The organism is Caballeronia sp. S22 (genome assembly GCF_964261745.1).
Taxonomy (GTDB): Bacteria; Pseudomonadota; Gammaproteobacteria; order Burkholderiales; family Burkholderiaceae; genus Caballeronia; species Caballeronia jiangsuensis.
In genome coordinates this window covers 538829-551036 of record NZ_OZ180040.1, presented here as the reverse complement: position 1 = coordinate 551036, position 12208 = coordinate 538829, and the positions used below count along the sequence as shown (strand labels likewise).

12 protein-coding genes are annotated in these 12208 nt (G+C 62.2%); 8 read left to right on the top strand and 4 right to left on the bottom strand.

Annotated features, from left to right (window positions below):
- The first annotated feature begins 1 nt into the window (after nucleotide 1).
- Genes ACEN42_RS40970 through ACEN42_RS40940 form a run of 7 tightly spaced genes read left to right on the top strand, consistent with a single transcriptional unit; the run spans nucleotide 2 to nucleotide 5991 of the window.
- Nucleotides 2-1183 carry a TIGR02270 family protein gene (locus tag ACEN42_RS40970; protein WP_371884070.1) on the top strand — a complete coding sequence of 394 codons (1182 nt, stop codon included), beginning with the start codon at nucleotides 2-4 and terminating at the stop codon, nucleotides 1181-1183.
- Complete coding sequence (locus ACEN42_RS40965; protein ID WP_371884069.1) at nucleotides 1180-2286, top strand: DUF2169 domain-containing protein; 1107 nt, start codon at nucleotides 1180-1182, stop codon at nucleotides 2284-2286. The genes ACEN42_RS40970 and ACEN42_RS40965 overlap by 4 nt, the downstream gene beginning before the upstream one ends.
- Entirely contained in the window at nucleotides 2283-3332 is a 1050-nt protein-coding gene (locus ACEN42_RS40960) for a hypothetical protein (RefSeq protein ID WP_371884068.1), read from the top strand. Before ACEN42_RS40965 ends, ACEN42_RS40960 begins: the two co-directional genes overlap by 4 nt.
- Nucleotides 3329-3721, top strand: coding sequence for a DUF4150 domain-containing protein (locus ACEN42_RS40955; RefSeq protein WP_371884067.1), 393 nt, complete (start codon nucleotides 3329-3331; stop codon nucleotides 3719-3721). Before ACEN42_RS40960 ends, ACEN42_RS40955 begins: the two co-directional genes overlap by 4 nt.
- Before the next feature lie 9 nt (nucleotides 3722-3730).
- On the top strand, nucleotides 3731-4465 hold the full coding sequence (locus ACEN42_RS40950; protein WP_371884066.1) for a hypothetical protein: 735 nt from the start codon (nucleotides 3731-3733) through the stop codon (nucleotides 4463-4465).
- A 57-nt stretch (nucleotides 4466-4522) separates the two neighbouring features.
- Complete coding sequence (locus tag ACEN42_RS40945; RefSeq protein ID WP_371884065.1) at nucleotides 4523-5239, top strand: hypothetical protein; 717 nt, start codon at nucleotides 4523-4525, stop codon at nucleotides 5237-5239.
- An 11-nt stretch (nucleotides 5240-5250) separates the two neighbouring features.
- Entirely contained in the window at nucleotides 5251-5991 is a 741-nt protein-coding gene (locus ACEN42_RS40940; protein WP_371884064.1) for a hypothetical protein, read from the top strand.
- A 151-nt stretch (nucleotides 5992-6142) separates the two neighbouring features.
- On the opposite strand, the gene ACEN42_RS40935 is transcribed toward ACEN42_RS40940, so the two are convergent.
- Both ACEN42_RS40935 and ACEN42_RS40930 read right to left on the bottom strand, forming a co-directional pair.
- Nucleotides 6143-7345, bottom strand: a complete 1203-nt coding sequence (locus ACEN42_RS40935; RefSeq protein ID WP_371884063.1) for a right-handed parallel beta-helix repeat-containing protein — start codon at nucleotides 7343-7345, stop codon at nucleotides 6143-6145.
- A 360-nt stretch (nucleotides 7346-7705) separates the two neighbouring features.
- The gene (locus ACEN42_RS40930; protein ID WP_371884062.1) at nucleotides 7706-8590 is read right to left on the bottom strand and encodes a LysR family transcriptional regulator; all 885 of its coding nucleotides are present in this window, start codon (nucleotides 8588-8590) and stop codon (nucleotides 7706-7708) included.
- 123 nt (nucleotides 8591-8713) lie between these two features.
- Here ACEN42_RS40930 and argC point away from each other — a divergent pair, with 123 nt between their 5' ends.
- Entirely contained in the window at nucleotides 8714-9643 is a 930-nt protein-coding gene (argC, locus tag ACEN42_RS40925; protein WP_371884061.1) for an N-acetyl-gamma-glutamyl-phosphate reductase, read from the top strand.
- Between the two features lie 136 nt (nucleotides 9644-9779).
- Here argC and ACEN42_RS40920 read toward each other — a convergent pair whose 3' ends face one another.
- Both ACEN42_RS40920 and ACEN42_RS40915 read right to left on the bottom strand, forming a co-directional pair.
- Nucleotides 9780-10790: an alcohol dehydrogenase catalytic domain-containing protein gene (locus ACEN42_RS40920; protein WP_371884060.1), complete on the bottom strand. Its 1011-nt coding sequence runs from the start codon at nucleotides 10788-10790 to the stop codon at nucleotides 9780-9782.
- Nucleotides 10790-12139 (bottom strand): MFS transporter, encoded by a 1350-nt coding sequence (locus tag ACEN42_RS40915; protein WP_371884059.1) that lies wholly within the window; start codon nucleotides 12137-12139, stop codon nucleotides 10790-10792. Before ACEN42_RS40915 ends, ACEN42_RS40920 begins: the two co-directional genes overlap by 1 nt.
- Nucleotides 12140-12208 lie beyond the last annotated feature (69 nt).

The following is a 12208-nucleotide window of genomic DNA, read 5'->3' as shown; positions in this document are numbered from 1 at the left end:
CATGCACGCAAGCGAGGCAGCATTCCTGTGGAAACAGCGTGATCGCGCGGCACACGCTCCGCATTTTGCACTCAGGCACCTATCCAAACTCGATGCGCGTCTGCTCGCGCATCTGGAAGGACTCACCGTGGCAGGCGAGGCGGGATGGAGCGCGGTCCAGGCCGGACTGGGCGAAGCAGACGCGGGCGCGCTGTTTGCCGGGGCTTACGTGGCTTTTTCCACCCAACGGACCCAGTTGATGATGCAGATGTTGCGGATCGCTGCGTCCGAGCCGTCGTTCGATCGCCCTCTGCAAGCCGCGCTCGCCTGGCTCGACCTGGAGCGGCTTCGTCCTGCGCTCAACCGACTCGCTGCTTCGGACATTTCAGATTGCCGCCGGCTCGCGCTCGCCACCTGCACGGCGCATCGGTCACTTGCACGTTCGCTGCTGTCGCAATGCCTGCGGGACGATGATCCGGCGTTGCGCGCGCGCGCATTACGGGCAATCGGCGAGATGCGTCAGCATGAAGCGTTGCCGGCCGCCCGGGAAGCGCTCAGCGACCCCGTACCCCTCTGCCAGTTTTGGGCAGCATGGTCCGTTGCATTGCTCGGTGACACGACCGGCGCCTCTGTCGCGCTTGCCGCAAGCGAAGCGCTTCCCGACTTGCGCGTTGTCGCGATCGAGGTGGCGATGCGCTGCGGCGATCCTTCTTGGGCACGGGACATGGTTCGCTCGTGGGCGTCCGACCCCTCGCGAAGGCGCACGGCGCTCCGCGCGGCCGGGGCGCTGGGCGACTCCGCATCGGTTCCCTGGCTCATCGAGCACTTCGACGACCCCGTGCATGCGCGCATCGCGGGCGAATCGTTCTCCATGATTACCGGCGCCGATCTCAAGTTTCTCGATCTTAACCGCGACGCCCCCTCTTCCGCGACGGACGATGTTCCGGAGGACGAGAACTTGCCCTGGCCGGACGCTGCCGCCATCCGCGAATGGTGGAGCAAGACGTCGCCGCGTTTCACCAAAGGCCTTAGGTATCTGACGGGGCAGCAGGTGTCGCGCGCAGGCGCGATCCGAACCCTGCGCGACGGCTTCCAGCGGCAGCGGCGCGCGGCGGCAATGGAACTGGCGCGCGCGAGCGACGCGTCCGTCCTGTTTCCGGTCGATGCGCGCGCCGACTGGCAGCGCGGGAGGCTTGCATCGTGAATCTGGTGAATGCAACCGGCTTGCCTGCGGGCTGGACGATGGGGCTGCGGCGCGATGGCCGCGAAACGCTCATTGTCATCGTGAAGTCAACCTGGACGTTGCCTGCGTCGGGTCACGCGCCGGCGATCGCCGCCGAACAGGTTCCGCTCGTCGAAGCCGATTGTTTCACCGGCGAACCAGGCTGTTCCGCTCCACTGTACGAAACCGATTACGCCCACTTCAAACCGGCTTGCGACGTGTTGTTGATCGGCAGCGCATGTGCGCCCGCGGGCCGCCCGACGACGCGCGTGAACGTAGGCATCGGCGTGGGGACCGTGCTCAAGCAGTTCGCCGTGGTCGGGCCGCGTCGATGGCGCAAGCGTCTTACCGGCGTGCGACCAGATGATCCAACTCCGTTCGTCACGCTTCGGATCGGTTATGACGTGGCGTTCGGGGGCACCGATCGCACCGAAGAATCCCACGGCCGCACCGCGACCTACCTGACCAATCCTGTCGGCCGGGGCTACTGGCGGCACACGGCGAAAATCGACGGACAGCCACTGCCGAACACGGAGCAAATCGGTGTGCCCGTTACCGATCCCGGCGGAAGCTATGTGCCGATGGCGTTATCTCCGATCGGCCGCTCCTGGACGCCGCGCTGCAGGTTTGCCGGAACCTACGACGAGACGTGGCTCGAGAACACTGCACCGTTATGGCCGAACGATTTCGACGAGCGCTACTTCCAGGCCGCGCCCGCAGATCAGGTCCTTTCGTACCCTAAGGGAGGCGAGGAGATCACGCTCCTGAACCTCACCTCTGACGGCCGCCGCCACTTTCGCCTGCCCGAGAAACGCATGCCGGTGACTTTCATTCCGTACAAGGGGTGCGACGTCGTCCGCGAGGCCTTCCTCGACACAATCGTGCTCGAACCCGACGACCAACGCTTTACGCTGACCTGGCGCGCGACCCTGGCTCTAGGTCGCAGCATATTCGACGTGAAGGAAGTGGTAGCAGGTGAAATGTCGGCTGCGTGGCACCGCGCAAGGCGCTTTCCCCATAAAACCTACTATCGCAGTCTCGCGGACGCCGTCAAAGCGCATCGCGCGCGAAGGGAGTCGCAATGACGGCTCTTTCAGTGATCGCGAGCGGCTTGGTGACCGGCCTCGGCTTCAACGCGCCGGCAACGCTCGCCGCGCTGCGCGCCGGCATCAGCGCCGTGCGCGGGACGGGTTGGACAGACTACCAGACCGGCGAACCCTTGCAGGCGGCGAAAGTGGATTTGCCTCATTGGTGGGAGGGCGTCGGCAAGCTCGCAGAGCTGATCGCGCCGGCAATCGACGAATGCCTGCAGGCGATTCCCTCCGTAGCACCGGAAAGCGTTCCGATTCTGCTCGGCGTCGCCGCGCCCGAGCGACCAGGCCGCGTTCCGGGACTCGACGACGAGTTGCTGGACGAAGTGCATGCGCGGCTCGAACTGCGCCGTCATCCCGAGACGCAATCTTTCGCCATGGATCAAACCGGTTGCGCGCATGGCCTGATCGTCGCGCGCACGCTGATCGAGCGCGGTCTCGCGCAACGCGTGATCGTCGCGGGCGTCGATAGCTTTCTACATCAAGCGACACTTCAGGACTACATGGAACGCCGCCGTTTGATTTCCCCCGGCAACTCGAACGGCTTTTTCGCTGGCGAAGCGGGATGCGCCGTCGCCGTCGGTGCGACGGGCACGCATGAAGGCAGCGAACTTGTCATCCTTGGCATCGGGTTGGCGAACGAGAGCGCCATAATCGACGGCACCGAACCGCTGCGAGCCCGCGGTTTGACCAATGCGGTCAGGCGGGCGCTCGAGAATGCCGGGGTCAGGATGAGCGACGTCGCATACCGGCTCACCGACTTGTCGGGCGAACACTATAAGTTCAAGGAAGCCGCATTCGTAGCAGGACGCCTGAGCGGCGAGCCGCGGCCCACGCCCTTCGATCTGTGGCACCCGATCGAATATCTCGGCGAGATCGGGGCGGCGATCCTCCCCTGTCTGCTCGCGCAGGCGCTGCACGCGGCGCGGGAGGGCTATGCGCCGGGACCCCTCGCACTGTGTCATGTCGGCAGCGACGGCGGTGCGCGCGCGGCGCTGGTCGTCGGCATGGCCTCGAATTCAACCGGGAGATACAGATGAGCAAGAATGTTTTCGCCAACGGCCGCGAAGTTTCCGCGGGGAAGGACGGCAACCAGTCGCTCGCGGGTATGCCGGACGTTTGCCTGTCGCCGCCGTCGCCGCCAGCGGGGCCCCTGCCAATTCCCTATCCGAATTTTTCGAAAGCCACCGATACGGACAATGGAACCCGCACCGTCGAAATCGGGGGCGCCGAAGTCGGCATCAAGAATAGCTCCAACTATAAGACCAGCAAGGGCAACGAGGCGGCCACAAAGAGCCTCGGCATGGGCATAACGAGTCACCAGATTCAAGGAACGACGTACTTCGCCGCATGGTCGTTCAACGTGAAGTTCGAGGGCGAAAATGCAACACGCCATCTGGATCTGACTACTCATAACGACATGAATTGAGAGCGTCACATGGGAAATTCAGCTTCGGTTCAAAATAGTCAGGCCAGTCAGAAGCCTCCGCCCCCTGATCCGACTTGCGAGGATCTCAAGAAGAAGAACATTGAACAGCGCGACAAGGTCGTACGTAACCTAAGCGCGCGGGAAGACGAACTCAACAAGGAGGAGCGGTTGACGTTGGAAAAAGCTGAGGGCACCAGGATGACGTTCTCGTCGATATTCAGCACGGTTCCCGGTGCGGGGGGGGTCATGACTGCATGCAGCAGCGGATGTGCTCAGGCGTGCAGTCCGAATTCGTTGCAGTCCGGCGGACCGCCGGAGGTGAAGAAGGGATTGAGGAAGAAGATACGCCAGAGCAAGGCCAAAAGGCATGACAAAGCCAAGAAGGAAGCCGGTGTACTTTGCGGCAAGTCATACGTGCATCCGGGAGGAGGCAAGGGTGCGCACGCGGAACCGAAACTCATCAACAAGATGTCTCAAAAATCTCCGATGCAAGGCGGAAAAATACTGCTCAGTATCGACTGGAGGTTCAATAAAGATGGCAAAGCCGACAGCTCGGGCATGCCTTGCCCTAGTTGTTACGCGATGTTGTGCCACGCAGCCTCGAAGTGCGGTATCGAGGTCTTCATCTGCGACAAGTACGGAGTTGAGCAACCCTTCCCGAAGGACTGCGAGAACCCTACGAGCTACGGAAAGCTGTCCAGGCGGATCGACGGCAATCCACAGCCTGGGCGCAATGCACCATAGGGCCCGCCGCCACTTGGCGGCGCAACTCTTCCCCGATGTGCAACGTGAGATATGACCATGGACCTGCCTGCCTACCTCGTTTCATACAACCTCGCCTCGCTACCAAAGGACTACCCGTGGGATTCGGTCCTGTTCAATACGTTCTGGGCCGTCAACGATGAAAGCAATCCACGGCTGGCCTCGCAAATCAGCGCTATCTCGACGAAGGCCGCATACGCGCTAAGCATCGCGTGCTCGGAGTGGGTGATCGCGCGCGTCGAAGGACATGTCGACACGGCGGATTCCATGCTGCGCACCGAAGCGGCATGGGCCGCGGCGCTCGACCGGCGCTATGCGATTCTTGCCTTTCCCGAGGAGATTCCTCCGTCCGAACCCGAGGAATACGCTTACCCGCTGCTGCTGGCAATGCAACTGGTCGCCTACGCTCATGAGACTTTGGGCGGATCAGGAACCGGCGTCAGGACATGCACGCATGGCCTTGCGGCGCTCGTCGAACACATTGCCGGCCGCCATCCTGCTTTCGCGCCTTGGCTCTCCGATTCATTGCGTCGTTGCGTCACGCATTTCCCTCGCACCGATGTTCCTCTTGATCAGCAGGACGCCGTGCCCAAGGACTACTTCGACCCAGGTTTCGTGTGGCGCGACGGAATTGCAGTACCGTCGCTCGAACGTTTCGTGGCGACGCTCGATCCGGCGCATAACCCCTATCTTCAGTCTGCGGGTGGAATGCGCGCCGCCGGCTTCACAGGGGTCCCGTACGGCTCCGCGCCCTGAGGCCCGGAATCATGCTCATCCGTCCGACCTGGGTTTGCTTCAACGAACGGGACCGGCGCCGCCTCCGCTACATATGGGACGACACGCGTGCGTTACTGGATTTCAACGGCGACGCGTCGTGGGTCGTGGGCGCATCGATGAAGATGTCGCTGCGCGCCCGCATGGCGCTTTGCATGGGACTTTACGAGTGGGTCCTGTGGCGCTTCGATGGAATGATCTCCCGGCCCGAACCGCTTGAGATCGCACAAGCCGGGTGGTGCGCGACGGTCGACCCGCGCTATCTGTTGTTTTACGAACTGGAGCGCGAGGAGTGGCAAGGCCCAGTCGACGGCCCGATATGGTGCGCCACCGCTTGGCTTCAGCCAGCGATGTCCGAGGCTCATCGATTCCCGCGACACGTGTACGAGGCCATTTCGTTTCTCACGCGCCTCGCGCTGCATGTGGTGCCCAACGCGGTTCCGTTCGAGCGCTGGCTCGCGCTCACGCTCGAACGTCTTGCGCGCGACTGGCCGGAAGTGCCCGACGATCCTTTCAGCGATCTGTTCAGCCGGGAACCTCAAGCAAGGCTCGGGTCGCTGATTGGTCGCTCAGCGCTCGATCCAACCCTGCCAGTCGACCGACAGCGAATGCGGCGGTCTCTGGCCGACCTCCTGAGCGAAACTAGCGCGTCCGACAACCCCTTTTTCGCCACTCCAGAAGATCTCGAGGACCTGGGTTTCGTCGGCACGCCCTATGTGCTGCCGCGTATCTAGTCCCTTCGCTTCGGTGGACGTGCCGCCACCGCCATGACGCGTATGGTGTGCGAAACGAAAGGATGCTCGGAAAGGTAGCTCGCCTAACCAAATGGCAATTCGTCCGGATACGTCCCTCCCCCAGCGCCTTTTCTGCGGCTCGGTCGCGACCTTATCCGATTCTCGGGTTCACCACCGAGACGTTCGGGCCTGACGGCATCCAGTCGCCCAGATACCAGTTCTCCTTCCACACCGGATTCGTGCTCGTGATCGCTCCCGTCACGATGTAGCCGCTCGGTTCCAGACCGCCGACACTGAACGGACCATCGGTCTCGCTGTTGTCGATATGGTTCGTGATCTGAATATCGACGATCTTGGCGACCGGTCCCGCGAGCGATCCCAGATCGATCTGGATGCCCGGGCCCGCGCAGCCCAGCGTCTTCGGGCTGACGATCCTGATCGCCCGGAACACCGCCGTGTTGTCATTCGGCTCGATATCGAGCCCTGCCTGCGGCGCCGTTCCGCCTATGTTCTGCCAGACAGGATGGTCGAAGGTGATGGTATCGCCGGAAATGATCGTCACACCCTGCCGACGACAGCCGTCCGCGAGATGATTGGTGATCGTCACGGCCTTGCTCGTCACGCCGTCCTCGACATAGCTGTTGGTGATGTAGATGCCGTCACCCCAGCAGTTGATGGTCGTCGGCGACGTAATCGTGACGTTCGAGCTGCCGGCGATCGAGATGCCCATGCCCCACTCCCCCGACGTAGCCGCATTGAGCGCCTTGCTGCCGTCGAGGTACGGCGACTCGATGTTCACGTTGCTCGCATCCCAAATGCGCATCATCTGATACGAGTCGGTATTGTGAGCCAGCAGCTTGATCGAAGCGCCCTGAGCGAAGCGTATGTGGGTGTTCGAGCGCAGCGTGAGTCCCGTGGTGTCGATCCGGCTTTGCCCGGTGATCAGGAGAATCTGCCCCACCGATCCGTCGATCGCGGCCTGGAGTGCAACGCGATCGTTCGTGGTTCCGTCGCCCTTCACGCCGAAGGATACGTCGAGCAGGACGCCGTTCGGGCTGGTGTCGCTCGCGCTTTGAACGCCGTTGGATGTGCCTGAACTGGTTTCGCTCGCGCCCTGCGGACTGGTGGCCGTACCTTGACCGGGTTCGCTCGTGTCCTGCGAGCCGGTGGCCGTGGTTGTGCTCGTGCTCGGGCTCGCGCTCGGGCTCGTCTTGCTCGACGATCCGGCCGCATTCGACGAACTCGCGCCGCCGCCTCCACAAGCGGACAGCACGAGGGAGCCAGCGCCGAAGACCAGCGTCGAAAGCACTTTGCGACGCATCGTGCTGGAAATATCGGAGCGTGTCGAGGCCATGAACGATTCCCTCGAATGACAAGTGCGCGACCGGGCGGAGTCGGATTGATTTGCGCCTCAGGGAGATGAAGCGTCAGGCGACGAGCGAATCGTTTCGGCGCTTGTTTGGTTTACGGCGCGAAAAGCAAAGTCCTTAGTGAAAAGGTCGTGGGGGCGTCGTCTTTGCCCGTCGCGGTTCACGATGGATCGGCGACAGAAGGTACGTTGTGGTGTTGGATGAGCCACTGCGACCGTTGTTATCAACGATTCCCATCGATCGAGCGTTCGAAAGCCCGTCGTATCCTTCGAGGCAGTCGCGACGATTTCGCTGAACTCGACACAGTCGCCAAGGTCCAGTGCTTGAACGGCAACCGGCAACCCCTACGCCAATCGCAGATCCCACAACACATCGAGTACGTGTTGAGTGGCACGCTCGACGTGCCCTGCACGGTGTGCAATGCCTAGTCGACGCCACAGCGCCGGGCGCAGCGGACGCATGACGACGCGGCTGTCGGGTAAAGGCGTCGTGGCCTCATGGGGCAAGAGCGCCGCGCCGTAACCTGCCGCCACAAGACTCTCGATCGCGTCGTTGTAGTTGAGCTGAATGCGCGGCGCAGGATGATGCCCCGCGGTCGCAAACCACTCCGTCGTCAGGCGCGAGAGACGCGTAGTCGCGTCATTGAGAATGAGAGGCTGAGCCGCGAGCCATTGAGGCGTTACACGAGCCGGGCATCGCCAATGCGCCGGCACGAAAGCCATTACGGGGTCGCGGCGCCAGGGCTTTATCACGAGTCCGGCCACTGGCGGCTGTGGCAGCGCGACCAGCCCGATATCCAGCGTCCCATCCGCCAGTCGGGACAGCGTTTCTTGCGACGTGAGCACCGCAAGCTGAATATCGATTGCGGGATTGCGCTGGCGCAGCACCTCGAGCGCTTGCGGCAACAAGTACGCGATCACACCGGTCGACGCACCGAGCCGCACGCGCCCTTCGAGCCCTTGCACCTGGCGTTGGATATCGTCCAGCGCCTGCCCCGCATCGGCCAGCAGTCGACGCGCGCGCTCCACCAGCACCTCTCCTATCGCCGACGGCTTCACCTGCCCGCGCTTCCTTGACAGAAGCGGCGCCCCAATGCGGTCTTCGAGTTCAGCGATATGGAGGCTGACCGTCGGAGGCGCGAGATTCAGTGCGCGCGCTGCATCGGCAAAAGAGCCACGCTCTGTAATCGCGATCAGAGTGCGCAAGCGGTCCAGGCTGATCTCTCGCATGTCGTCGTCCAGGTTCAGAAAAACTGAATGTTCAGGTCATGAAATTCAACTTTCCCCATTTTTACCGATTCGGTGAACATGGGGACTCCTTCAACCCGGTACAACCACTCGGAGAATTGGCGCATGAGCGCTCCCGTTGTTTTCATCGATGGCGATCAGGGCACCACCGGACTGCAAATCCACGAACGGCTGCGCAATCGGACCGACATCACGGTACTCACGCTTCCCGCCGCAGAACGCAAGGACGCGCGCCGTCGTGCAGAAGCCATCAACGCCTGCGACATCGCCATTCTCTGTTTGCCCGATGCCGCCGCACGCGAGGCAGTAGACGCTATCGTCAATCCTGCCGTCAGAGTCATCGACGCAAGTTCGGCCCACCGCACACAGCCGGGCTGGACATACGGCTTTCCGGAAATGACGCCGGGACAGGCTGAGCGCATCGCGAGCGCGCGTCGGGTCACGAATCCCGGCTGCTATCCGACGGGGGCGATCGGCTTGCTACGTCCCCTGTTGCAGGCCGGGCTCATACCGGGCAACTATCCCGTCAGCATTCATGCGGTGTCCGGCTATTCCGGACGCGGTCGTGCCGGCATGGAGGAACACGAAGGGCAAGATGCCGTCAACGCACCTTCATTTCAGGTATATGGTCTGGAACTCGCGCACAAGCACGCCCCGGAAATTCAGGCGCACGCAGGGCTCGCGCAGCGGCCCATTTTCGTCCCTGCGTATGGTGCGTTTCGTCAGGGCATCGTGCTGACGGTGCCGCTGGCGTTGCGGCTGCTCGCTCCCGACGTGGACGGCGCCACGTTGTACGCATGTCTTGCACGCCACTATGCGGACGCAGCGCACGTGCGTGTCTTGCCGATGCGTGAAGCGGATGTGTTGAAGCACCTCGATCCGCAAGCGCTGAACGGTACGAACGACATGCGCTTGAGCGTATTTTCTAACATCGAACACGGGCATGTTCTGCTGTCCGCGGTTTTCGACAATCTCGGCAAAGGGGCATCCGGCGCTGCAGTTCAGAATCTGAACCTGATGCTCACGCGCGAATAGCGGCCGCGGCGAAGCCGCAATGCCGGGTTCACTTCGAAGTGAAATGAACCGCGCAGCCGCTATCCGGGACTGCGCGCACAGTCCCGGATCTATCGGTTTGCGATGCGAAGGGGCTAAGCGAGAGACGCCAGGCCGGTCAGATCGATTCAGGAATGAGCAATACCTTGCTGGACTTCGCCAATCCGGCGTGGAGATCGGCAAAGGCTTGCGCGCCTTCCGAAAGCGGCCGTTGCTCAAGCCACGTCAACGTACCGAACGCGCCTTCGTGCAGCGCGCTGACCGTCGCTCGAAGGTCGGCCATCGTGTAGGTGTAAGTGCCCAGCAACGTGATTTCAGCGAGCGTGAGCTTTCGCATATCGATCTCGTTCGCCCAGTCTTGCAGGCCGATATGCATCATGACGCCGCCCGTCTTGACCGCGACGAGCGCGCTGTTCCGTGTCGCTTTCGCCCCCACCGCGTCGATCACGCAATCGAAGCGGTTCGGCTCCGCCTCATGCTCCAGCGGATTGTAGGTTCTGCACTTCGCTTCGTGCTCCGCCGATGCACGTCGGGCGGCGTTCGTCTCGGCGACGGTCAGGTCGCGACATCCATACGATCGTAGCAGTAGCGCACAGAACAGTCCGATGGCCCCTCCTCCGATGATCAGAACGCTGCACTCCGGAATCGGCCGGCTCAACGCACGCATGGTCAGATTCACGGCATGCAGTGCAGTAGCCGCAGGCTCCGTTGCAGCAGCGATGTGCGCCCGCATTTCCGGCGGAATGGCGACGAGGCTGGCGGCCGGAATCGACATGTATTCGGCGAAGGCTCCCGGCCTCGTCATGCCCACCATCGTGCGATTGGCGCACAGGTTATCCCGCCCTTGCACGCAATACTCGCAAGTGCCGCACGTAATCAGCGGATTACCCGTCACGCGTGTGCCTTCCTTCCATTTCGCGTCGCGGCTTTGCGCGATGGTGCCTGCAAATTCATGGCCGAGAACCAGGCCTGGCTTACGGCGAGGATCATGGCCGTGATAGGCATGCATGTCGGACCCGCAGATACCGACGGCATCGATCTTCAATACGACCTCGCCGTCTTCTGCCACTGGTACCGGGCGTTCGAGCAATTGCATCTCGTTAGGCTGTGTATAGACGAGCGCTTGCATCACAAAGTCTCCAGACGTTGAGTGGCATTCGATGTGCGCGCGCGAATGCGCTCGCATCGTGGGGATTTGCGGTGGCGCGCGAGCCAGGCGCAACACAGCGCGCTCAACGTCCCGGCACCTAGCACATAAGCGCACAGATACCACGGCTTGCCCGACTGGAGGCCAGTGAGATAAGTCGCCGCTACAGGCGTCAAGCCTCCCGCGAATACACCGGCAAACTGATAGACGAAGGAAATACCGCTATAGCGAACATCGGGTTCGAAAGCCTCGGAGAACAGCGACGACATGGTGCCGAACACCGCCGCATGAAACACGCCGAACGGGATGATGATCGCGATCCACACGGGCAACGCGGAATGGCTGGCGTTCTGCATCAGCATGAACGCCGGATAAGCCGAAAGACCCGCGAGCAATGCACCCATGCCGTAGACGAGCGGCTGTCCGACCTTATCCGACACACGGCCCCAGAAAGGGATGAAGAACGTCATCACCGCCGCGCCGAACACGACGCCGAGCAGCGCGGTCATGCGCGGGAAGTGCAGCGTTTCGGTGAGATAGTGGATCGAGAAGACGCCGAATACATTGAAGAACACACCATCGATGACACGCGCGCCCATACAGGCGAGTACTGTGCGCGGATACTTGCGGAACACATCGATGATGGGTAGCGCATCGTGCTTCGTTTTCCTGGCCTTGTTGAAATCGTCAGTCTCCGCCACGTGCTTTCGCATGTAGAAAGTGAGGATCACGAGCACGCCGCTTGCGACGAACGCCGAGCGCCAGCCCCATGCGAGGAATTGAGCATCGTCGAGCGTGTAGGACAGGATGGCGACCACGCCCGATGCCAGCACGAGTCCGAGCGACATCCCGATCTGCGGCAGGCTCGCATAGAAGCCGCGCTTCTCAACGGGCGCTGATTCGTACGTCATCAGCACTGCGCCGCCCCACTCTCCCCCCAGCCCGATGCCTTGCACGATGCGGCATACCAACAGAAGCAGCGGCGCTGCGATACCGATGGACGAGTAGGTCGGAATCAGGCCGATCATGACTGTTGCGCCGCCCATCAAAAGCAGCGTGAGCATGAGCATTTTCTTTCGGCCGAGCCGGTCGCCGAAATGGCCGAAAATCACACCGCCTATTGGTCTTGCGACGAAGCCGAGCGCAAACGTGGAATACGCGAGCATGGTCGAGACGACAGCGTCCGCCTGCGGAAAATACAGCCGATTCAAAACGAGTCCTGCGACGACACCGTAGAGGAAGAAGTCGTACCACTCGATGACGGCACCGAGCACGCTGGAGATCGTGACCGCTCTCAGATTGTCGGAACCTGCGGCGGCGCGGCTTTGCATTGCTTCCTGTGCGGAAGGGGGCGCTCCGGGAAGGCCCCGCCCCTGACTTTGCCTGTCCTGTATCAACAT